The organism is Parvibaculum sp. (genome assembly GCF_046297875.1).
In the GTDB taxonomy this organism is placed as follows: Bacteria; Pseudomonadota; Alphaproteobacteria; order Parvibaculales; family Parvibaculaceae; genus Parvibaculum.
The window spans coordinates 1,714,868-1,734,628 of record NZ_JBKBHD010000001.1 but is presented as its reverse complement, the minus strand read 5'-3'; the positions used below and the strand labels follow the sequence as shown (position 1 = coordinate 1,734,628).

The window sequence follows — 19,761 nt, the reverse complement described above, 5'->3', positions numbered from 1 at the left end:
AGGGAGAAATCGTCATGGCTGAGCATGATCTCGTAATCCGCGGCGGCACGATCGTCGATGGAACGGGGACAAAGCCCTTTGCCGGCGATGTAGCGATCGACGGTGGCAGGATCAGCGCCGTCGGCCGCGTGGACGGCAAGGGCCGGCGCGAGATCGACGCGAAGGGCCTTCTCGTCACGCCGGGTTTTGTCGACATTCACACGCATTACGACGCGCAGGCGACCTGGGACCCCTGGCTCACGCCCTCCTCGCAGCATGGCGTGACGACCGTCGTGATGGGCAATTGCGGCGTCGGCTTTGCGCCGGTGAAGCCCGAAGCGCGGGGCGAACTCATCGACCTCATGGAAGCGGTGGAGGACATTCCGGGCGCGGCGATGCATGAAGGCATCAAATGGGAATGGGAGAGCTTCCCCGAGTTTCTCGATGCGCTGGACAAGCGCCGCTTCGCCACCGATATCGGTACGCAGATGCCGCATTGCGCACTGCGCGTCTATGTCATGGGGAGCCGCGGCGTCGGCAATGAGCCAGCGACGCCCGAGGACATCGCGAAGATGCGCGACCTGACCTATGAGGCGATGCAGGCAGGCGCGCTCGGCTTCTCGACCTCGCGGACCGACCTCCACAACACGCTGAAGGGCGACCCGGTGCCCGGCACGCTGGCGGCGAATGACGAGCTTTTCGGCATTGCCGATGCGCTGAAGGAACATGGGTCCGGCGTCTTCCAGATCGCGGCGACGCATCGCGAGATGGAACAGGAATTCGACTGGATGCTGAAAATGGCGAAGGAGACCGGCCGCATGGTCACCTTCCAGGTGCAGCAGATCGACGAAGCGCCGGATCTTTACAAGAAGATGCTGGCGCATCTGGACAGGGCGCGCGCCGAAGGCGTGACCAATATTCGCGGCCAGCATTCGGGACGGCCGGTCGGCCTGCTGATGGGCTGGCAGACATCCGTTCATCCCTTTATCGGCTTCCCGGAATACCGCCCTTACGCGCAGATGCCTTTCGCCGAGCGGATCGAGAAGCTGAAGGACCCGAAGGTGCGGGCGGAAATCACCGGCGGGAAGAATGTCGACAAGCTCGGCGCTTTCGGCACTTTCATCACGACGTCCTTCCACAAGATGTATCCGATGGGCGAGCGCGAGAATTACGAGCCTTCGCCGGATGACAGCGTGGCCGCCGTGGCGCAACGCGAGGGCAAGACGCCCACCGAACTCGCCTATGACGCGATGATGGTGAATGACGGGCAGGCGATGCTTTATTTTCCGCTGTTCGGCTATTCGACCAATGACTACACGGCGATCGAGGAAACGCTGCGCCACCCGCAGACCGGCCTCAGCCTGGCCGATGGCGGCGCCCATGTCGGCGCGATCTGCGACGGCGGCACGCCGACCTTCATGCTGACGCATTGGGCGCGCGACCGGACAAGAGGAGCGAGGCTGCCCATCGAGGACATCATCCGCATCCAGACGAAGGACACGGCGGAGCAATATGGGCTTTACGACCGGGGCGTGCTTGCGCCCGGCATGAAGGCCGATGTGAACGTGATCGACTTCGAAAACCTCTCCTTCACGCATCCTGAAATGCGCTTCGACCTGCCGGCGGGCGGCCGGCGCCTCTGGCAGGGCGCGAAGGGCTACCGCGCGACGGTGCTTTCGGGGGTCGTCGTGGCGGAGAATGACGAGCCGACGGGGGAATTGCCGGGGCGGCTCATTCGCGGGGTGCAGGGGAAGTAAGCAGCTAGACGGCTGGCAATGGTGAAGGAACATTTACACGCAAGAGAGACTCGTACAACACTTTTGCTCGCTCGGTTCTCTCTGGCGTTGCCTTGTTGGACTTCCGTTTAGCAACTTCTCCCCAAGGATTCTCAAATCCCTTTGACCTGAGCCCCAACCTTCATCCAGTTGGAAGCAGAGTCCTTTGAATGATTGAACTTGCCCCCAACCTTGGACCGGCTGGGCTGGTAAATTCCGGCTTCATCTGACGGCAGGCTGGCCGGGGTTGCCGGCCGGAAGATGAAGCCTGATCGGTACTTCGTTTCCGATCGCGCTGTGCGGTCGGACCTCGTTGTAGTCTCTACGCCAAGCCTCGCATTTTGATCGTGCTTCGTCGAGGCTCAGGAACCAGTTGGCGTTCAGGCACTCCGCGCGGAACTTGCCGTTGAGGCTTTCAATGAAGGCATTATCCGTCGGTTTTCCTGGCCGCGAGAAGTCGAGCGTGACGCCACGCATGAAGGCCCACAGATCGAGTTCGCGAGAGATGAACTCCGGGTCATTGTCCAGACGCATCGTCTTCGGGTAGCCGACCTCCCGGGCGACACGCTCAAGCGTGTCGACGACGTCCACCCCCTTGTAGGTAAAGCGGACGTCGATCGCCGGCGAGAACCGCGTGAAGGCGCCGTGCCCGTGAACACGACATCGAGACCCGGCACGAGAACATCGGGCAGCTTCTCGCCGCGCATGTTTCGCCGGAAGGCCACGCGGCTTCTACTCCGCCGCGTTGCCGCCCAGCGCCTTGTTTGCTGCCTTCACCGCAGCATCCGCTTCTTCCAAATATATCTCGCCGCCGGAATTGCGGAACTCCGACGCCATTTCGGCCATGCCGCTTTCGGCATAGTCGCGGACTTCCTGCGTGATCTTCATCGAGCAGAATTTCGGCCCGCACATGGAGCAGAAGTGTGCGACCTTGTGCGCCTCCTTCGGCAGTGTGCGGTCGTGGAACTCCTTGGCGCGTTCGGGATCGAGCGCCAGGTTGAACTGGTCTTCCCAGCGGAACTCGAACCGCGCGCGGCTGAGCGCATCATCGCGGAGCTGTGCCGCCGGGTGACCTTTTGCGAGGTCGGCGGCGTGGGCCGCGATCTTGTAGGTGATGACGCCTTCCTTCACGTCCTGACGGTCGGGGAGGCCCAGATGTTCCTTCGGCGTGACGTAGCAGAGCATCGCCGTGCCGAACCAGCCAATCATGGCGGCGCCGATGCCGGACGTGATGTGATCGTAGCCCGGCGCGATGTCGGTGGTGAGCGGCCCGAGCGTATAGAAGGGCGCGCCGCCGCAATGCTTCAACTGCTTGTCCATATTGACCTTGATCTTGTGCATCGGCACATGACCCGGCCCCTCGATCATCACCTGGCAGCCCTTCTTCCAGGCGATCTGCGTGAGCTCCCCCAGCGTTTCGAGCTCGGCGAACTGCGCCTCGTCATTCGCATCCGCAATCGAGCCGGGGCGCAGCCCGTCGCCCAGCGAGAAGGAGACGTCATACTGGCGCATGATGTCGCAGATTTCCTCGAAATGCGTGTAGAGGAAACTTTCCTTGTGATGCGCAAGGCACCACTTCGCCATGATGGAGCCGCCACGGCTGACGATGCCCGTAACGCGCTTTGCGGTGAGCGGCACATAGGCGAGACGCACGCCCGCATGGATCGTGAAATAGTCGACGCCCTGCTCCGCCTGCTCGATCAGCGTGTCGCGATAGACTTCCCAGGTGAGGTTTTCGGCAATGCCATCGACCTTTTCGAGCGCCTGATAGATCGGCACGGTGCCGATCGGCACCGGAGAATTGCGAATGATCCATTCGCGCGTGTTATGGATGTTGCGGCCCGTCGACAGGTCCATGACATTGTCCGCGCCCCACCGGATCGCCCAGACCATCTTGTCGACTTCCTCGGCGACCGAGGAGGCGACGGCGGAATTACCGATATTCGCATTGATCTTCACGAGAAAATTGCGGCCGATGATCATCGGCTCGAGTTCCGGGTGATTGATATTGGCCGGGATGATGGCGCGGCCGGCGGCGACTTCGTCGCGCACGAATTCCGGCGTGATGAATTCCGGGATTTCGGCGCCGAAGCTTTCGCCCTCGGCGATCTTGTGCGCGGCATTTTCGAGCGCGCGCTTCCGGCCCATATTCTCGCGCTCGGCGATGAAGGCCATTTCGGCGGTGACGATGCCGGCCTTGGCAAATTCATACTGTGTGACCGGACGGCGCGGCAGCCCGCGGCGCGGGCGGTTCACGACCGGGAAAGCACGGGCGAGATGTTTCTCGCCGACATTGCCATTGTCTTCGGGCTTTACCTCGCGCCCGTCATAAAGCTCCGTCCCGCCGCGCGCCTCGATCCAGGCGTCGCGGTGACGGGGAAGCCCCTTCTCGACGTCGATTGTCGCCGTCGGATCGGTGTAGGGCCCTGACGTGTCGTAGACGCGCACCGGCGGCTCCTTCGCCGAAGGATGCAACGCTATTTCGCGGAACGGTACCTTCAATTCGGGAAAGCCTTCAGGCGAGGTGAAGACCTTTGTGCTCGCGGGAAGCGGCCCGGCGGTGACATCGGGCAACGCATCCTTGGGGGCGTGGATATTCATGTCGATACCTTTGTTCAGGCGAGATAGCCAAAGAAGGAGAGAACGGCGCCAAGCGCCAGGACGACAACGCCGCCCACGGTGAGCGCAGAAGGCATGGCGATGATGCGGCTGCCGATTCGAGTCACTTCCTGGGGGAAGATGAGGCGGAATATGCCGCCGAGAAGCGCAAGCCAGCCGAACAGCGTGATGATGACGGGCCAGCCCGCCACCCAGACACTATGCGTCAGCACAATGGCGAGGCCCGGCACGAAGGCAAGAATGCCGGCGATATAGATGAGGGCGCGGCTGCCGAGAAATTCCTGCGCCATCGTGCGGTAGGCATCGCGGCTGACGATCATCCCGAGACCGATCACGAGCAGTGTCGGCCCGATGAGCTGGGCGAGAAAGAGTGAGGGATACATGGCTTCGCTCCTTTGCCTTGGCCTGTGCTTCAGGGTGCGTGGCGCTGCTTCAGCGCCACGCTGGCGATGAGACCGGCAAGCGACAGCGCAAAGATGATGCCGATGATCGCGGTCAATAGATCGAAGGGGATGTTGGTTGTGGCGACACCCTCCGGTGTCGGCTCGATCAGCTTGCCGAAAAAGCTCGGATAAAGCATGCCGGCCGTCGCGCCCCAGGCGCCCGCAAAGGCGGCGCGGCGCGCAAATGTGTCCTTCGCCATCAGCAACCCGGTAACGACGAGAGGAATGCCGATGCAAAAATCGTCGAGCACGAAAACGAGCGGCCTGCCCATGCCCCAGCTGCGGTAAAGCTCGCCGCCCATCAGCAGCAGGCCGAGGAAAACAGCAAGATATCGCCAGAAAACCATCCATTCCTCCCGCAATGGCGGGGCATGGACGGCGGAGAGCGGGCGCAAATAGCAACTGATATCCCGTCCCTTCGCCGGCATGACCCGGATCAGGTTCTAAGGGTGGTGGACCGGTGTCAGGCTCATCTCAGCCGGCTGCCGCCGGCCCCCCTCGGTTGCAGTGAGTGTGACTCCGGCGGGCGCGCAGGTAAAGGAAAGATCGGCTAGACTTAAGCGAAACAGCAAAGGGGGAGCCCATGACCGTCGAAATCGCCATTCTGTTCTGGGCCGCCGTGCTCGGCCTCGTGCAGGTCGGCGCGCAGAGCTTTGCCTTCAAGGCGCAGGTAGGAAACGCCTATACGGTGGGCGCGCGGGACGAGCACCGACCGGCCACCGGCCTCGCAGGCCGCATGGAACGCGCGCTCCGGAACTTCCTCGAAACCTTCCCGATCTTCGCCGCCGTTGTCTTGGCGGTTTACGCCACGGAACGATCGAACCAGTGGAGCGAGATCGGTGCCCAGGTCTATTTCTGGGCCCGTCTCGCCTATCTCCCCGCCTATGCCGCGGGCCTTCCCTGGATACGCACCTTCATCTGGCAGGTTGCGACCATCGGCATCGTGCTGTGCATGGTGCCACTCTTCGACAAGGCGCTTCTCACCGTGCTGATGGAATGAAATGAAACGATTCGCCCGCTTGCGTCAGCGTGAAACGAATCAGCCTACGGATGAAGTTCAGGGTGCGGGAGGCCCGAATCGGGCGTAGGCTTTCACCGGTGGCAACCAACCGGGGAGGAAACCCATGTCGGTGGAACTTTGGTCGCTCGTCTGGGGCGGCCTGCTTCTATTCATTCTGATCGTGATGTCGGCCAATGCCAATGTGAAGGCCATGGGCATGCCCTGGGGCATCGGCAATCGCGATCAGCCCGCAACTACGACCGGCTGGGGCGGACGCGCGCGGCGCGCCTATCTCAACCATCTCGAAAACCTGCTGATCTATGCCTGCTTCGCGATTCCGCTCGTCATGATCGGCGGCAGCTCGTCGCTCAGCGTTCTCGGCGCACAGATCTTCATCGTCGCCCGCGTGCTCTATGCGATCATCTATGTGGCGGGCCTGACGGCAGGCGGCATCCGCACCATTGCCTGGCTTGGCGGCGTCATCGGCTATGGCATGGTCTTCGTCGCGCTGCTGCAGGCGGCGATGTAAGTTTCGCCTCACGCAAGAAAGAAAGGCGCCGGAAATTCCGGCGCCTTTTTGCTTTTACGGCCGCCTGACGATCAATCCGCGAAAGGGTCCGTCATCAGGATCGTATCTTCGCGGTCGGGCGAGGTAGAAAGAAGCGCTACCGGCGCCTCGATCAGCTCTTCCACATAGCGGACATATTTGACGGCCGCCGCCGGAAGCTGCGCCCAGGAACGCGCGCCCTGTGTGCTGTCTTGCCAGCCCTCGAGCGTTTCATAGACGGGCGTGACCTTGGCCTGCGCTTCCTTGCCGGCGGGGAAATAATCGAGCCGCTTCCCATCCATCTCATAGGCGACGCAGACCCTGATCTCGTCGAAGCCGTCGAGCACGTCGAGCTTCGTCAGCGCAATGCCGGTGATACCGCCAGTGCGGATCGCCTGCCGCACCATCACGGCATCGAACCAGCCGCAACGGCGCTTGCGGCCCGTGACGGTACCGAATTCATGGCCGCGCTCGCCGAGCCGCTGGCCGACTTCATCGGTGAGTTCCGTAGGGAACGGGCCTTCGCCGACACGCGTCGTATAGGCCTTGGTGATGCCGAGCACATAGCCGATGGCACCGGGGCCGACGCCGGAGCCGCCTGCCGCCTGCCCCGCCACCGTGTTGGACGAGGTGACGAAGGGATAGGTGCCGTGATCGATGTCGAGCATGGTGCCCTGCGCGCCTTCAAAGAGGATGCGCTGGCCCTCGCGCTTCGCCTCATCAAGCACGCGCCAGACGGGCGCCGCAAACGGCAGGATGCGCGGCGCAATCTCGAGCAGCGCCTGAACGATCGGCGCCGCCTCGAATTCATCGAGACGGTTGCCGCGGCGCAGCGCATTGTGATGCGCGAGCAGCCCTTCCACCTTCACGGCGAGCGAGGCAGGATCGGCAAGGTCGATCACGCGGACGGCGCGGCGGCCTGCCTTGTCTTCATAGGCCGGGCCGATGCCGCGCTTTGTCGTGCCGATCTTGACGCCGGAATTGGCGCTTTCGCGCATCTCGTCGAGTTCGCGGTGCACGGGAAGGATCAGCGTGGCGTTTTCGGCGATCTTCAGGTTCTCCGGCGTGACCTTCACGCCCTTGCCCGCGATCTCGTCCACTTCCTTGGCAAAGGCCCAGGGATCGAGCACCACGCCATTGCCGAGAATGGAAAGCTTGCCCGGCCTGACGATGCCCGACGGAAGCAGCGAGAGCTTGTAGGTGACACCGTCGATCACCAGCGTATGGCCCGCATTGTGCCCGCCCTGGAAACGCACCACGACATCGGCGCGCTCCGACAGCCAGTCCACGATCTTGCCCTTGCCCTCGTCTCCCCACTGGGAGCCGACTACCGCCACATTTGCCATATTATTCAATGCCTTAGGAAGTGAGCGCCCGAAAGGAGCCAGCCCGCGAGCAGGCCCCAGACAAGCCGAAAGCCCCCTTGGCCTTTCGGCCGGGGGCTTTGGCATTGTCTATCCGATCAACGCCGCGAAGGGAAGGGACTTTGGGGCCTGCCGCCGCTATCCTTGTCCTCACCCAAATATGGAGGTCCCATGAGCTGGATGCCAGACAAGGAACCCGAGCCGGGGGACCGGAAGTCCTGCGATGCGCTCGATTTCGCCATCGTGCCGCGTGCCCGCGATATCGGCAATTTCGAGGTCCGGCGCGCGCTGCCGCAGGCGCGGCGCCAGATGGTGGGGCCCTTCATCTTTCTCGACCAGATGGGCCCAGCCGCCATGCAGCCCGGCATCGGCATGGATGTGCGGCCGCATCCGCATATCGGCCTTGCGACAGTCACCTATCTTTTCGATGGCGCGATCATGCATCGCGACAGCGAGGGCAATGCGCTCGAAATTCTGCCGGGCGCGATGAATCTGATGACGGCGGGGCGCGGCATCGCCCATTCCGAACGCTCGCCCGACACGCAACGGAAAAACGGCCAGCGCGTCTTCGGTATGCAAAGCTGGATTGCGCTTCCCAAGGCGCTGGAGGAAACCGATCCCGGCTTCCAGCACTATCCGGAGTCGAACCTGCCGGTGGTGGCAGACGGCGGCATGACGGCGCGCGTGATCGCAGGCGATGTTTTCGGCAAGCGATCGCCTGTGAAAACGCTGTCGGACTGGTTTTATGCCGATCTCGCGCTTGAGGCGGGCGTGAGCGCACCGCTCGACCCCGATTATGAGGAACGCGCAATCTATGTCGCCGAAGGTGCGGTGGAAATCGCAGGCCAGACATTTACCGGTCCGCAGCTTCTGATCTTTCGGCCAGGCGACCGCATTACCATAAGGGCCGCCGAAAAAGCGCGCATGATGCTGCTCGGCGGCGCGGCGCTGGAAGGCCCGCGCCATATCTGGTGGAATTTCGTTTCGTCGAGCCGCGAGCGCATCGAACAGGCGAAGGAGGACTGGGCGCAAGGCCACTTCAAGCCCGTGCCCGGCGAGAGCGAATTCATTCCGCTGCCGGAGAGGTAATCATGGCGACGCATGTGCATCTTGTGAGCCATGAAGGCGTCTATCAGGAAATCGAGGCGCGCCAGCACCGGCTGACGGCGGACGAACCGCTGAACAATCATGGCACCGACCGGGGCCCCGCACCTTACGAATTGCTGCTTGCCTCACTTGCCGCCTGCTCCTCGGCGACGCTGCGGCTATATGCCGATCGCAAGGGCTGGACGCTCGGCACCATCACGGCGGACCTGACCTTTTCCCGCGACAAGGATGGCAATGAGAAGATCGAACGTGTGATAGGCTTCAGCGAAAAGCTGACGGAAGAGCAGATGGGGCGCATCCGCGATATCATCGAAAAGACGCCAGTGACGAAAACGCTGAAACGCGGCACGCCCATCACGACGAGGTTCGAGTAGGACAGGATGACCAGACTTTTCTTGCTGCCGCGCGTATTGCTGGCCGCCGCGCTTGTTTCGCTTGTTGCATTCGCCGCGAAAGCCGAGGTGCAATCCACGCCGGAAGTCGATGCCCTTGTCGCGGAAATTGCCGAAAAGCAGTTCAAGATCATCATCAATTGCGAAGGCTGCAATCTGCGCGGCGCAAATCTGGACGGCTCCTTCCTACGCCTCGCCGCCTTTCAGCGAACCGACCTGACGGGCGCCAAGTTGCGCGGCTCCGACATGACGGGTATCCATCTCACCCGTGCGAAACTCGACGGCGCGGACCTCAGCGGTTCAAATCTCGCAGGTTCGGAGCTGACAAGGGCAAGTTTCCGCAATGCCGTTCTCCGCAACACACGGCTCGATGCCGTGCGCGTCCATAACGCCGATTTCACCGGCGCGGATCTGCGCGGCGCGAACCTGCGCATCCTCGAATATGTGAATGGCTTGTCGCTGAAGAATGTCGATGCGCGCGGCGCCCGCTTCGATCATGCCTATCTGGGCCGCGTGGACATTTCGGGCGGAGATTTCCGTGGCGCGAATTTCACGCGGGTTCACGGACTGACCAACGAGCAGCTCGCGACGGCCTGCGGCGACGCCACGACCATCCTGCCGGAAGGCTTGCGGATTCCAGACTGCAACAAGCCGGACTAGCGGGATCACGCTGCGAGCGGCCAGACCTCGCAATCCCGGCCGTCATGTTGTGCGGCGCTGAAATGGCTGGCGGCGCGCAGGATCATGTTGACCTCACCGCCGCTGTCGATGAGCGGCAGTTCGAGGGACTCCACCGAGAGCCAGCTGCGATCGTACCAGGACAGTCGTGTGAGACGGCGATAGGGCCTCACTTCTTCGGCCACCGCTTTGAGGCCTTCAAACACCCTTTCATAGGCGGGCCCGTAAAGTTCGGCCGACACAAGCTCGCCTGTCACATCGCGGCCCAGCCGGTCGACAATTTCCGTTCCGACAAGCCGGTGACGAAATCGTAGCGGATCGCGCCGCACGTCGATCAGATTCATGATCGGCAGGAAATGCTTTATCTCGGACGGCAGCAGATCTGTGCGGGACGCGGCAATGCGCTCACCCTTTTTTGAGCGCCAATAGTCGAAAAGATACGCAAGCCTCGGGTCGCGGAAACCATGCCCCTGATAATCCATCTTGCCCCCCGGCAATTCACGTCGACCCCGGGGGCAAGTCTCGGACTTTGATGGTTAAGAAAGAATTACCCGGTCCAAAATGAATATGGCGGGCACATCGCCCGCCATACCGGATTTCGCAACCAAAAAGGCTCAGAAGCTCAGGGCCTTCACCTGCACGACATGCGGTAGGGCCTGAATTTCCGCGAGTATGTTCGCCGGCACATCCGCATCGACCTCGATCAGACAGATCGCGTCGCCGCCGGCCTTCTCGCGGCCGAGATTGAAATTGGCGATGTTGATGTCCGCCTTGCCGAGCAGCGAGCCAAGCGCACCGATGAAGCCGGGCTTGTCGATATTCGTGACATAGAGCATGTGGCGGCCAAGCGTCGCTTCCATGTTCACGCCCTTCACCTGGATGATGCGCGGCAGGCCGCCGGAGAAGACGGTGCCTGCCACTGCGCGCTCCTGCCGTTCCGTCTTCACGATGAGGCGGATATAGGTTTCATAGGCGCCCTGCTGCTCCAGCCGGACTTCCGTGACCTTGATATCGCGATCCTTGGCGATGACGGGCGCCGAGACCATGTTCACGTCTTCGAGCTGCGGCTTGAGAAGGCCCGTCAGCGCGGCATTGGTAAGCACACGCGTGTTCATCTCTGCGACTTCGCCCGCATATTCGATGGTGACGGCGGAAATGCCTGTCTCGGTGAGCTGGCCGGCGAAGGAACCGAGCTGCTGCGCAAGCGTGAGGAAGGGCGTCAGCTTCGGCGCTTCTTCTGCGGAAACGGAAGGCACGTTGATGGAGTTGGTGATGGCGCCGGTGAGAAGATAGTCAGCCATCTGCTCTGCAACCTGCAGCGCGACATTTTCCTGCGCCTCGTTGGTCGAGGCGCCGAGATGCGGCGTGCAGATGACCTGCTCCATGCCAAAAAGCGGGTTCGATTTCGCAGGCTCTTCCTCGAAAACGTCGAGCGCGGCGCCAGCCACATGGCCGCTCTCGATGGCGGCCTTGAGATCGGCTTCCACGATCAACCCACCACGCGCGCAATTGATGATGCGCACGCCCTTCTTGCACTTCGCAAGGTTTTCCGCGTTTAGGATATTGCGGGTCTTGTCGGTGAGCGGCGTGTGCAGCGTAATGAAATCCGCGCGCTTCAGCAATTCGTCGAGATCGACCTTCTCGACGCCCAGATCCTGAGCGCGCTCCGGCGTGAGGAACGGGTCGAAGGCGATGACCTTCATGCGGAGCCCGAGGCCGCGATCGGCGACGATGGAGCCGATATTGCCGCAGCCGATGACGCCGAGCGTCTTGCCCGTCACTTCGACGCCCATGAATTTCGATTTTTCCCACTTGCCCGCATGGGTCGAGGCATTGGCCTGCGGAATGTCGCGGGCGAGCGAGAGCATCATGGAGATCGCATGTTCGGCGGTGGTGATCGAATTGCCGAACGGCGTGTTCATGACGATGACGCCGGCGGCAGTCGCAGCCGGAAGGTCGACATTGTCGACGCCGATGCCGGCGCGCCCGACGACTTTCAGCTTCTTCGCCGCAGCGAGAACCGGCGGCGTTACCTTGGTGGCCGAGCGAATGGCGAGACCGTCATATTCGCCGATGATCTCGATAAGCTGGTCGCGGTCGAGGCCGGTCTTCACATCTACCTCGATACCGCGATCCTTGAAGATCTGTACGGCGGCGGGGGACAGGCTGTCGGAAATCAGAACCTTTGGCATGGGAAAGCTCCCTGAATTTGATCTTGTGAACGCCCTCCCCCTCACCCGGCTCGGAGCTTTGCTCCTCGCCATCAGGCGTGGGGAGGGTGAGGGGGCGGGCAGAAATATGGCCGCCTGCGGCCCTCAGGCCGCCGTTTCGAGCGAGGCGATGGCTTGCGCGAAGGCCCAGTCGAGCCAGGGCATCAGCGCGCGCATGTCGGAAGTTTCGACCGTAGCGCCTGCCCAGATGCGAAGACCCGCCGGCGCATCGCGATAGCCTGCGATGTCGTTGGCGACACCTTCCTTGTCGAGAAGATCGGCGATCTTCTTCGCAAAGGCGATCTGCGCTTCCTCGTCGAGCGCCGTGACGCGCAGATCCACGATCTTGAGGCAGACGGAGGTGTTGGAACGGGTGTCGACATTCTCGGCAAGGAACTCGGCCCAAGGCGTACGGCCCGCCCATTCGGCGATCACGGCGGCATTGGCGTCCGCGCGGCCGATGAGTGACTTCAACCCGCCGATCGAGTCCGCCCAGTTCAGCGCATCAAGATAGTCCTCGACGCAGATCATGGACGGCGTGTTGATCGTCTCGCCCTTGAAGATACCTTCGATGAGCTTGCCGCCCTTGGTCATGCGGAAGATCTTGGGCATGGGCCAGGCGGGCGTGTAGCTCTCGAGCCGTTCGACGGCGCGGGGACTGAGGATCAGGATGCCATGCGCGGCTTCGCCGCCCAGCACCTTCTGCCAGGAATAGGTGACGACGTCGAGCTTGGCCCAGGGCAGATCCTGCGCGAAGGCGGCGGATGTCGCGTCGCAGATCGTCAGGCCCTTGCGGTCATCCGCGATCCAGTTGCCATTCGGCACGCGCACGCCGGAGGTGGTGCCGTTCCAGGTAAAGACGACGTCATTGTCGAAATTGACATCCGCAAGGTTCGGAAGTTGCCCGTAAGGCGCTTTCAGAACGCGTGCATCCTTGAGCTTGAGCTGCTTCACGACATCCGTGACCCAGCCTTCGCCGAAGCTTTCCCAGGCGAGCATGTCGACGCCGCGCGCGCCAAGCAGCGACCAGAGCGCCATTTCGACGGCGCCGGTATCAGACGCGGGTACGATGCCGATGCGGTAATCCGCAGGCACACCGAGAATGGCTCGGGTCTTGTCGATCGTCTCGACGATGCGCGCCTTGCCGGGTTTCGACCGGTGGCTGCGGCCGACGAGAGCCTGTTCGAGATTTTTGACGGACCAGCCGGGGCGCTTGGCGCAGGGGCCGGAGGAGAAGTGCGGATTGGCCGGACGCACAGCCGGACGCTCGATGGCGGTCATTTGCAACCTACCCTTTCAGATAGCTGCCCCTCGGTGGGGAGGGGTGTCCCGCCGCTGCGTATATGCCTCTCCAAACCCCAAGTCAAATGACACCCCCGCGACGGAAAATCGCGGCCCGAAATAAGGCGGGAAGCCGCGAAATTCCGCGCAAACAGCATTTCAGCAAATGTGGCCTCATCGGGAATCGGCTGCAGGTCAGAGAGAAACCGCCGCGCCGACGCTTGCGACCATGAGCGCCGAAGCGATGACGGCGATCGCCCTCATGATGCGTGGCTCACGCACGATGCGGCGGATTACATCGCCGCCAAGGCCCCAGAGCGAGGTTGCCGCCATCATCGCCGCCATCGAGACGCATACCAGCGCCACCGCCTGCGGCGCGTAGGGCGCGGCGGGCGCGGCGGGCGCGACAAAAGCCGTGAAGACCATCACGTTCTGCACATAGGCTTTCGGATTGACGGGGTGGAGCAGCAGCCCGGCCCAGAAGGATGGCGCAACATCGAGTGCACCGCCGCCGAAGCCCGCCCGGGCGAGCTTCCAGCCGAGCCAGCAGATGTAGGCGAAGCCGAAAAACTTGAGCGCAAGATAGGCCTGCGGCCAGGCAACGAACAGGGCACCGAGACCGAGCGCACCTGCAACGATCACGAAAAAGCCGCCCGCCCAGATGCCAAAGAGATAGGGCAGCGCGCGCCCGAGCCCGACCGAAGCGCCGACCGACAACAGGCTGAGATTGGCCGGACCCGGAGTGAAACTCATCGTTGCGATGAAGAGCGCGCCGAACAAAAGGATTTCGGTGAACATGACGAACCTGCCATGAGGTCTGACTCAGAATGAAATTTCGGCCTTCATGTAGTCGGCACAGCGCCCGCGCATGACGACGCGCTCGCCCGCATCGCTGCACCAGAGCGTGCCGCCACGCTTCGAAATCTGTCGCGCGACGAGATCGTTCTTGCCGAGCTTCTTCGCCCAATAGGGAACCAAGGTGCAATGGGCGGAGCCCGTGACGGGGTCTTCGTCGATACCATGCACCGGCGCGAAGAAGCGCGAGACGAAATCGATGCCGCCGCTGCCGGGCGCCGTGGCGATGAGGCCGGCATTCATCGGCGCGAGCAGCCGGCCAAGCGCGCGAAAATCGGGAGCAAGACCCGCGACTTCCGCCTCCGTGCCGAACACGGCCATTAGGTTCGTCGTCTTCATCCAGACGACCGGCTTGCCCCCCAGAGCCTCGGCAATGGTGTCGGGCGCGGGATAAGGCTTAGGTTTCGCGGCAGGAAAATCCATTGCCAGCAGATCGCCGTCGCGCTCCACGACGAGCGTGCCGCTGCGCGTCTCGAAACGGATTTCCGGCCTCGCATGACCAAGATGGGCGAACAACACATGCGCCGTGGCGAGCGTCGCATGGCCGCAAAGATCGACCTCGACGGCGGGCGTGAACCAGCGCAGCCGGTAGCCCTCGCCTTCCGGCACGATGAAGGCTGTTTCCGCGAGATTGTTCTCGGCGGCAATCGCCTGCATCACCGCATCTGCCGGCCAGCTTTCAAGCGGAACGACGGCAGCGGGATTGCCCCCGAAAACGCAATCCGCGAATGCATCGACCTGATAGAGCGCTGCTTTCATTTTCATCTCCAATAAAATTGTATCGGTACAATTCAGAGAACAGGCATAGATACCGGCCAATTTTCTCTTATTGTACCTATTTCTGAAACATGATTGACTACAAAAATAGATTCAATGTGTATATTGTAACCATGACAATTTTCCCGTTCGACCAGAGCGACATTGCCGCCCGCCCCGGCCCACGCTACCGCGCCATCGCCGATGCGTTGCGCGACGCCGTGAAGACAGGGAAGGCGCCGCCCGGAACGAAGCTCCCGCCGCTGCGCGATCTCGCTTATGCGCTGGGCGTGACGGTGGGCACGGTTTCGCGCGCCTATGCGCTGGCGGCAATGCGCGGCGAGGTGTCGGGCGAGGTTGGCCGCGGCACCTATGTGCGCGGTCATGGCGGACATGAGCGCGGCAATACGGGAGTCGGCTCGGCGAGTTTCCTGACGCTGCCGGATGCAACGCAAGTGGCAATGAAGGCCGCCTATGCCCCGCCCGCCGGCCAGACGGAAATCATGGGGGCTGCCATGAGCGCCATCCTCGCGGAACTGCCGGCCCGTCCTGGCGCCTCGCCCTTCAACAATTACATCCGGCCCGGCGGCGGACAGACGGAACGCGCCGCAGCCGCCTCCTGGCTTGCACTCGGGCCCTTCGCTCCGCTGGCGGATGACGTGCTGGTTTGTTCGGGCGTGCAGCAGGCGATCCTGACGGCGATCCTCTGCGCGACCCAACCGGGCGATATCATCCTGACCGAAGCCCTCACCTATCACGCGATGGTGAACCAGGCGGGACTGATGGGACGCCGCGTCGCGCCGGTCGATTTAGACGATGAGGGGCTTGTGCCAGACGCGCTCGACCGTGCGGCGCGAGAGTTGAAACCCGCCGCGCTCTTCGTCGTACCAACACTGCAAAACCCGACCAGCGCCATCATGTCCGAGACGCGGCGGCGCGAGATTGCTGCGATTGCCGAGCGGCACGATTTCACGATCATTGAGGACGACATTTACGGGATGCTGGTGGAAGACCGGCCTCTGCCGCTTGCCCATTTTGCGCCGGAACGGACATGGTACGCGACAAGCCTCGCGAAATCGGCGGGCTGTGGCCTCCGCGTGGGATTTCTCGTACCGCCACGCGCATTGCTGGAGCGCGCCCGCGCGATCCTGCATGGCCAGGGACAGACCGTACCGCCGCTCATGGCCGAACTTGCGGCGCAGCTCATCGTGAGCGGCGATGCGGCGGCAATCTGCGGCAATATCATGCGCGAGATGCGCGAGCGCCATTCGCTGACCGAAAAGATCCTTGCAGGACATGGGCTCACCGCTCATCCAGCCTCTCTCTATGTCTGGCTCGAACTGCCACAGGAATGGCGGGCCCATGCCTTTGCCGAAGCAGCGCGGGCGCGCGGTATCGCCATTGCGGCGGGCGAGGATTTCATGGTCGGACGCATGGACCGCGCCTCGCGCCATATCCGCCTCGCCATCGGCCAGCCGCAGAAACGCGAGGAACTGAAGCGAGGCCTTGATGTCGTGGCAGCGCTGCTCTCGGAAGCCCATATCGGGATCGCCGTTCCGGCCTGAAGATCAGTCCTCGTCTTCGTCGAAGGCCGCAAGAAAATTCAGCGGCCCATGCCCCTTGCCGAAGCCGGGCGCGGTGCGGATCGCCTCATGCACATAGTCTCGTGCCGTGGCGACGGCAGCGGTGAGATCGAGCCCTTGCGCGATGTGCGCCGCGATGGCGGAGGCCAACGTACAACCGGTCCCATGCGTATGGCGCGTGTCGATCCGGGGCGAGGAAAAGACCTGCATCGTCTCCTGCGTCGCCAGCACATCGAAGATGATATCGCCTGCGAGATGCCCACCCTTGAGCAGCACCGCTTCCGCGCCAAGGCCGAGCAGCGCATCCGCCGCCGCCTTCTGTCCTTCGACATCGACGATCTTGCGGCCCGTAAGGACTTCTGCCTCCGGTACATTTGGCGTGACGAGAGCGGCAAGCGGGATCAGCACTTCGCGGATAGCGGAAACGGCGGAATCCTCAAGCAGCGATGCGCCGCCTTTTGCGACCATGACGGGATCGACGACGAGCGGCAGCAGCGCCTCGCCACGGGACACTTCCTCCGCGACCGCTTCCACGATGGCAGCGCTATGCAGCATGCCGGTCTTGACGGCATCTGCGCCAAGGTCGTCGAGCACGGCGCGCATCTGACCCACAACGATATCGAGCGGCACCTCGTGAATGGCGCTGACGCCGAGCGTGTTCTGTACGGTGATGGCGGTGACGGCCGTCATGGCGAAGCCGCCCATCGCAGTGACGGATTTGATGTCGGCCTGGATACCGGCGCCGCCGCCAGAATCCGAGCCCGCCACGATGAGAACGCGGCCTTGGAGAGAAGAAGTCATGAATATGCCTGATGCAAATGCTGCCCGAAATCAGGCTGCATTATGCTCGATCACGGCGGCGATGTCGTTGACGACCGAGGTAACGAGCTTTTCGTCGTCGCCCTCTGCCATCACGCGGATGAGCGGCTCTGTGCCGGACTTGCGGATGACGAGACGCCCGCCCGCGCCGAGACGGCTTTCGCCCTCGCGGATCGCTTCCTGCACATCCTTGTCCTTCAGCGGCTCGCCGCGCTTGAAGCGGACATTCTTGAGAAGCTGCGGCAGCGGATCGAAGACATGGGTGAGTTCGCTCACCGGGCGGTCTTCCGCCTTCATCACCGAAAGCACCTGCAGCGCGGCGATGAGCCCGTCGCCCGTGGTCGAGAAATCCTTGAGCACGATATGGCCGGACTGCTCGCCACCGACATTATAGCCGTGCTGGCGCATGTACTCGACAACATAGCGGTCGCCGACCTGGGTGCGGATGAGGTGGAGATCAAGCGATTTGAGGTAGCGTTCCAGCCCGAGATTGGACATGACGGTCGCGACGATACCCGGCGCCGACAGCGCACCCATTTCCTTCCAGTGGCGGGCGACGAGCCCCATGATCTGGTCGCCATCGACGATCTTGCCGCGCTCGTCTGCTATGATGACGCGGTCGGCATCTCCATCGAGCGCGATGCCGATATCGGCGCGGCGTTCGCGCACAGTGGCGCACATGCGCTCCGGCGCGGTCGAACCGCATTCCTCATTGATGTTGAAGCCGTTGGGGTCCGTGCCGACCGTGACGACTTCGGCACCCAGTTCCCAAAGCACGGCGGGCGCGACCTTGTAGGCGGCGCCGTTCGCGCAATCGACGACGATGCGCAAGCCCTCAAGCGTCTGCTGCTTGGACAAGGAATGTTTCACATGTTCGATATAGCGCGCCTGCGCATCCTCGATGCGCTTTGCGCGGCCAAGCGCGCGCGAGCCTGCGAGATTGTCCGCAAGGCCATTGTCCATGTGATGCTCGATCGCTAGCTCGACCTCGTCGGAGAGCTTGAAGCCGTCCGGGCCGAATAGCTTGATGCCGTTATCCTCGAAGGAATTATGCGAGGCAGAGATCATCACGCCGAGATCGGCGCGCAGCGAACGGGTGAGCATGGCGACGGCGGGCGTCGGCAGCGGGCCGAACAGGAAGACATCCATGCCCATCGACGTGAAACCGGCCGTGAGCGCGGGCTCAAGCATATAGCCCGACAGGCGCGTATCCTTGCCGATCACCACGCGGTGGCGATGCTCGCCGCGACGGAAGACGCGGCCGGCTGCCATGCCGACGCGCAGCGCCGTTTCCGCGGTCATATGTCCTGAATTGGCAGTCCCGCGGATACCGTCGGTGCCAAAATATTTGCGGGCCATGAGATTTACGGTCCTCGCGCCTTTTCTCGGTCTGTGTCTCATTCACGGCCTGCAATAAAAGCCCCCACGGCCCCTGCATGCACCCCAAGCGACACATCCACATCTAACGATTGATCTGTGGCGAATATAGGATTCTATGCGCCAATTGCAGTTAAAGTTTTCTTGCTAAATCTTTCATTAACCAAGGGACTTCGTGCCGAAACGGGCCAAGACGGCCAGCGCGTCGGCAAGCGGCCCCGGTTCATGGGTGCGGATGAGGCGGGCACCGCGCTGGACGGCGAGAAGCTCCGCCGCAAGCGTCGCCGCCCCCGCCTCGCCGGGTGCCCGGCCCGTGACCGCCCGCAGAAATGACTTTCGCGACACGGAAACGAACACCGGCAGGCCGAACCGGGCCTCGATCTCGCCGATCCGGGCGAGCACCTCGAAGGAGGTTTCTGGCCTGGGCCCGAGAAAAAACCCCATGCCGGGGTCGAGAACGAGCCTGCCGCGCGCCACCCCCGCCGCCACAAGCGCCGTAATCCGCGCCTCGAAGAAGCGGCATATCTGATCGACGATATCGCCTTCCGGCGTCTCGCGCCGGTCGGCATTGCCCTCGCGCTGGATCGAGTGCATCAGGACGAGGCGCGCATCCGACGCCGCCAGCGCCGGATGGAAGGAGGGTTCCGCGAAGCCGCGAATATCGTTCAGCCAGGAAGCGCCCCGCGACAGCGCAAAGGCCTGTGTCTGCGGCCGGAAGCTGTCGACCGAGAGCGCGATGCCCTCTCCCGCCAGCGCCTCCATGACGGGGGCGAGACGGCAGATTTCCTCCTCCGCCGATACCGGCGCGGCGTCGGGGTTCGACGAGGCAGGGCCGAGATCGATAACATCGGCGCCTTCCGAGGCAAGCCGCTTCGCATGAGCAACGGCGGCGTCGGCAGCGAAATATCTTCCGCCGTCGGAGAAGGAATCCGGCGTGATGTTGACGATGCCGAAAATGAGCGGGCGCTGGAACATG

Annotated in this window: 19 protein-coding genes, 1 pseudogene and 1 riboswitch; of the genes and pseudogenes, 7 read left to right on the top strand and 13 right to left on the bottom strand. The window is 62.8% G+C overall.

Annotated features, from left to right (window positions below; all coding sequences use genetic code 11):
- The first annotated feature begins 14 nt into the window (after nucleotides 1–14).
- Nucleotides 15–1,736 carry an N-acyl-D-amino-acid deacylase family protein gene (locus ACK4FH_RS08455; RefSeq protein ID WP_409812644.1) on the top strand — a complete coding sequence of 574 codons (1,722 nt, stop codon included), beginning with the start codon at nucleotides 15–17 and terminating at the stop codon, nucleotides 1,734–1,736.
- Between the two features lie 240 nt (nucleotides 1,737–1,976).
- Here ACK4FH_RS08455 and ACK4FH_RS08450 read toward each other — a convergent pair.
- The 4 genes and pseudogenes from ACK4FH_RS08450 to ACK4FH_RS08435 all read right to left on the bottom strand — a co-directional run.
- A pseudogene (locus ACK4FH_RS08450) lies at nucleotides 1,977–2,393 on the bottom strand (integrase core domain-containing protein); the annotation flags it as partial.
- A 93-nt stretch (nucleotides 2,394–2,486) separates the two neighbouring features.
- On the bottom strand, nucleotides 2,487–4,355 hold the full coding sequence (gene thiC / locus ACK4FH_RS08445) for a phosphomethylpyrimidine synthase ThiC (protein WP_409812642.1): 1,869 nt from the start codon (nucleotides 4,353–4,355) through the stop codon (nucleotides 2,487–2,489).
- 14 nt (nucleotides 4,356–4,369) lie between these two features.
- Nucleotides 4,370–4,756, bottom strand: coding sequence for a hypothetical protein (locus tag ACK4FH_RS08440; RefSeq protein WP_409812640.1), 387 nt, complete (start codon nucleotides 4,754–4,756; stop codon nucleotides 4,370–4,372).
- Between the two features lie 29 nt (nucleotides 4,757–4,785).
- Entirely contained in the window at nucleotides 4,786–5,163 is a 378-nt protein-coding gene (locus tag ACK4FH_RS08435) for a hypothetical protein (protein WP_409812638.1), read from the bottom strand.
- A gap of 49 nt (nucleotides 5,164–5,212) precedes the next feature.
- Nucleotides 5,213–5,325, bottom strand: a riboswitch (TPP riboswitch).
- Nucleotides 5,326–5,399: 74 nt separating this feature from the next.
- On the opposite strand from ACK4FH_RS08435, the gene ACK4FH_RS08430 reads away from it, so the two are divergent.
- On the top strand, nucleotides 5,400–5,816 hold the full coding sequence (locus tag ACK4FH_RS08430; RefSeq protein ID WP_409812636.1) for an MAPEG family protein: 417 nt from the start codon (nucleotides 5,400–5,402) through the stop codon (nucleotides 5,814–5,816).
- 124 nt (nucleotides 5,817–5,940) lie between these two features.
- The gene (locus tag ACK4FH_RS08425; RefSeq protein ID WP_409812634.1) at nucleotides 5,941–6,345 is read left to right on the top strand and encodes an MAPEG family protein; all 405 of its coding nucleotides are present in this window, start codon (nucleotides 5,941–5,943) and stop codon (nucleotides 6,343–6,345) included.
- A 71-nt stretch (nucleotides 6,346–6,416) separates the two neighbouring features.
- Here ACK4FH_RS08425 and ACK4FH_RS08420 read toward each other — a convergent pair whose 3' ends face one another.
- Nucleotides 6,417–7,709 (bottom strand): adenylosuccinate synthase, encoded by a 1,293-nt coding sequence (locus ACK4FH_RS08420; protein WP_409812632.1) that lies wholly within the window; start codon nucleotides 7,707–7,709, stop codon nucleotides 6,417–6,419.
- 189 nt (nucleotides 7,710–7,898) lie between these two features.
- Between ACK4FH_RS08420 and ACK4FH_RS08415 the strand changes: the two genes are divergently transcribed.
- The 3 genes from ACK4FH_RS08415 to ACK4FH_RS08405 are packed head-to-tail and all read left to right on the top strand — an operon-like array spanning nucleotide 7,899 to nucleotide 9,886.
- Nucleotides 7,899–8,816 carry a pirin family protein gene (locus tag ACK4FH_RS08415; RefSeq protein WP_409812631.1) on the top strand — a complete coding sequence of 306 codons (918 nt, stop codon included), beginning with the start codon at nucleotides 7,899–7,901 and terminating at the stop codon, nucleotides 8,814–8,816.
- Nucleotides 8,817–8,818: 2 nt separating this feature from the next.
- Nucleotides 8,819–9,208 (top strand): OsmC family protein, encoded by a 390-nt coding sequence (locus tag ACK4FH_RS08410; protein ID WP_409812629.1) that lies wholly within the window; start codon nucleotides 8,819–8,821, stop codon nucleotides 9,206–9,208.
- A 6-nt stretch (nucleotides 9,209–9,214) separates the two neighbouring features.
- Nucleotides 9,215–9,886: a pentapeptide repeat-containing protein gene (locus ACK4FH_RS08405; protein WP_409812627.1), complete on the top strand. Its 672-nt coding sequence runs from the start codon at nucleotides 9,215–9,217 to the stop codon at nucleotides 9,884–9,886.
- Between the two features lie 5 nt (nucleotides 9,887–9,891).
- Here ACK4FH_RS08405 and ACK4FH_RS08400 read toward each other — a convergent pair whose 3' ends face one another.
- The 5 genes from ACK4FH_RS08400 to ACK4FH_RS08380 form a co-directional block, all read right to left on the bottom strand.
- Complete coding sequence (locus ACK4FH_RS08400; RefSeq protein ID WP_409812626.1) at nucleotides 9,892–10,386, bottom strand: PAS domain-containing protein; 495 nt, start codon at nucleotides 10,384–10,386, stop codon at nucleotides 9,892–9,894.
- A 132-nt stretch (nucleotides 10,387–10,518) separates the two neighbouring features.
- On the bottom strand, nucleotides 10,519–12,096 hold the full coding sequence (gene serA, locus ACK4FH_RS08395; protein WP_409812624.1) for a phosphoglycerate dehydrogenase: 1,578 nt from the start codon (nucleotides 12,094–12,096) through the stop codon (nucleotides 10,519–10,521).
- Between the two features lie 123 nt (nucleotides 12,097–12,219).
- Nucleotides 12,220–13,395: a phosphoserine transaminase gene (locus tag ACK4FH_RS08390; protein ID WP_409812623.1), complete on the bottom strand. Its 1,176-nt coding sequence runs from the start codon at nucleotides 13,393–13,395 to the stop codon at nucleotides 12,220–12,222.
- Nucleotides 13,396–13,590: 195 nt separating this feature from the next.
- Nucleotides 13,591–14,193, bottom strand: a complete 603-nt coding sequence (locus ACK4FH_RS08385) for a LysE family translocator (RefSeq protein WP_409812622.1) — start codon at nucleotides 14,191–14,193, stop codon at nucleotides 13,591–13,593.
- Between the two features lie 24 nt (nucleotides 14,194–14,217).
- Nucleotides 14,218–15,009 carry a PhzF family phenazine biosynthesis protein gene (locus tag ACK4FH_RS08380; protein WP_409812620.1) on the bottom strand — a complete coding sequence of 264 codons (792 nt, stop codon included), beginning with the start codon at nucleotides 15,007–15,009 and terminating at the stop codon, nucleotides 14,218–14,220.
- 131 nt (nucleotides 15,010–15,140) lie between these two features.
- On the opposite strand from ACK4FH_RS08380, the gene ACK4FH_RS08375 reads away from it, so the two are divergent.
- Nucleotides 15,141–16,571 (top strand): PLP-dependent aminotransferase family protein, encoded by a 1,431-nt coding sequence (locus ACK4FH_RS08375; RefSeq protein ID WP_409812618.1) that lies wholly within the window; start codon nucleotides 15,141–15,143, stop codon nucleotides 16,569–16,571.
- A gap of 3 nt (nucleotides 16,572–16,574) precedes the next feature.
- Here ACK4FH_RS08375 and thiD read toward each other — a convergent pair whose 3' ends face one another.
- From thiD to folP, 3 genes are all read right to left on the bottom strand, one after another.
- The gene (thiD, locus tag ACK4FH_RS08370) at nucleotides 16,575–17,390 is read right to left on the bottom strand and encodes a bifunctional hydroxymethylpyrimidine kinase/phosphomethylpyrimidine kinase (protein ID WP_409812616.1); all 816 of its coding nucleotides are present in this window, start codon (nucleotides 17,388–17,390) and stop codon (nucleotides 16,575–16,577) included.
- 30 nt (nucleotides 17,391–17,420) lie between these two features.
- Nucleotides 17,421–18,767 carry a phosphoglucosamine mutase gene (gene glmM / locus ACK4FH_RS08365; protein ID WP_409812614.1) on the bottom strand — a complete coding sequence of 449 codons (1,347 nt, stop codon included), beginning with the start codon at nucleotides 18,765–18,767 and terminating at the stop codon, nucleotides 17,421–17,423.
- Between the two features lie 177 nt (nucleotides 18,768–18,944).
- Nucleotides 18,945–19,760 carry a dihydropteroate synthase gene (gene folP / locus ACK4FH_RS08360; RefSeq protein ID WP_409812612.1) on the bottom strand — a complete coding sequence of 272 codons (816 nt, stop codon included), beginning with the start codon at nucleotides 19,758–19,760 and terminating at the stop codon, nucleotides 18,945–18,947.
- Nucleotide 19,761: the final 1 nt, after the last annotated feature.

What these genes read in the sequence shown, in the direction of transcription:
- ACK4FH_RS08380 (WP_409812620.1), bottom strand. Translation starts at nt 15,009, where the DNA reads ATGAAAGCAGCGCTCTATCAGGTCGATGCATTCGCGGATTGCGTTTTC.
- ACK4FH_RS08420 (WP_409812632.1), bottom strand. Translation starts at nt 7,709, where the DNA reads ATGGCAAATGTGGCGGTAGTCGGCTCCCAGTGGGGAGACGAGGGCAAG.
- ACK4FH_RS08425 (WP_409812634.1), top strand. Translation starts at nt 5,941, where the DNA reads ATGTCGGTGGAACTTTGGTCGCTCGTCTGGGGCGGCCTGCTTCTATTC.
- folP (WP_409812612.1), bottom strand. Translation starts at nt 19,760, where the DNA reads ATGTTCCAGCGCCCGCTCATTTTCGGCATCGTCAACATCACGCCGGAT.
- ACK4FH_RS08410 (WP_409812629.1), top strand. Translation starts at nt 8,819, where the DNA reads ATGGCGACGCATGTGCATCTTGTGAGCCATGAAGGCGTCTATCAGGAA.
- ACK4FH_RS08415 (WP_409812631.1), top strand. Translation starts at nt 7,899, where the DNA reads ATGAGCTGGATGCCAGACAAGGAACCCGAGCCGGGGGACCGGAAGTCC.
- ACK4FH_RS08390 (WP_409812623.1), bottom strand. Translation starts at nt 13,395, where the DNA reads ATGACCGCCATCGAGCGTCCGGCTGTGCGTCCGGCCAATCCGCACTTC.
- thiC (WP_409812642.1), bottom strand. Translation starts at nt 4,355, where the DNA reads ATGAATATCCACGCCCCCAAGGATGCGTTGCCCGATGTCACCGCCGGG.
- serA (WP_409812624.1), bottom strand. Translation starts at nt 12,096, where the DNA reads ATGCCAAAGGTTCTGATTTCCGACAGCCTGTCCCCCGCCGCCGTACAG.
- ACK4FH_RS08455 (WP_409812644.1), top strand. Translation starts at nt 15, where the DNA reads ATGGCTGAGCATGATCTCGTAATCCGCGGCGGCACGATCGTCGATGGA.
- ACK4FH_RS08440 (WP_409812640.1), bottom strand. Translation starts at nt 4,756, where the DNA reads ATGTATCCCTCACTCTTTCTCGCCCAGCTCATCGGGCCGACACTGCTC.
- glmM (WP_409812614.1), bottom strand. Translation starts at nt 18,767, where the DNA reads ATGGCCCGCAAATATTTTGGCACCGACGGTATCCGCGGGACTGCCAAT.
- thiD (WP_409812616.1), bottom strand. Translation starts at nt 17,390, where the DNA reads ATGACTTCTTCTCTCCAAGGCCGCGTTCTCATCGTGGCGGGCTCGGAT.
- ACK4FH_RS08400 (WP_409812626.1), bottom strand. Translation starts at nt 10,386, where the DNA reads ATGGATTATCAGGGGCATGGTTTCCGCGACCCGAGGCTTGCGTATCTT.
- ACK4FH_RS08375 (WP_409812618.1), top strand. Translation starts at nt 15,141, where the DNA reads ATGACAATTTTCCCGTTCGACCAGAGCGACATTGCCGCCCGCCCCGGC.
- ACK4FH_RS08430 (WP_409812636.1), top strand. Translation starts at nt 5,400, where the DNA reads ATGACCGTCGAAATCGCCATTCTGTTCTGGGCCGCCGTGCTCGGCCTC.
- ACK4FH_RS08435 (WP_409812638.1), bottom strand. Translation starts at nt 5,163, where the DNA reads ATGGTTTTCTGGCGATATCTTGCTGTTTTCCTCGGCCTGCTGCTGATG.
- ACK4FH_RS08385 (WP_409812622.1), bottom strand. Translation starts at nt 14,193, where the DNA reads ATGTTCACCGAAATCCTTTTGTTCGGCGCGCTCTTCATCGCAACGATG.
- ACK4FH_RS08405 (WP_409812627.1), top strand. Translation starts at nt 9,215, where the DNA reads ATGACCAGACTTTTCTTGCTGCCGCGCGTATTGCTGGCCGCCGCGCTT.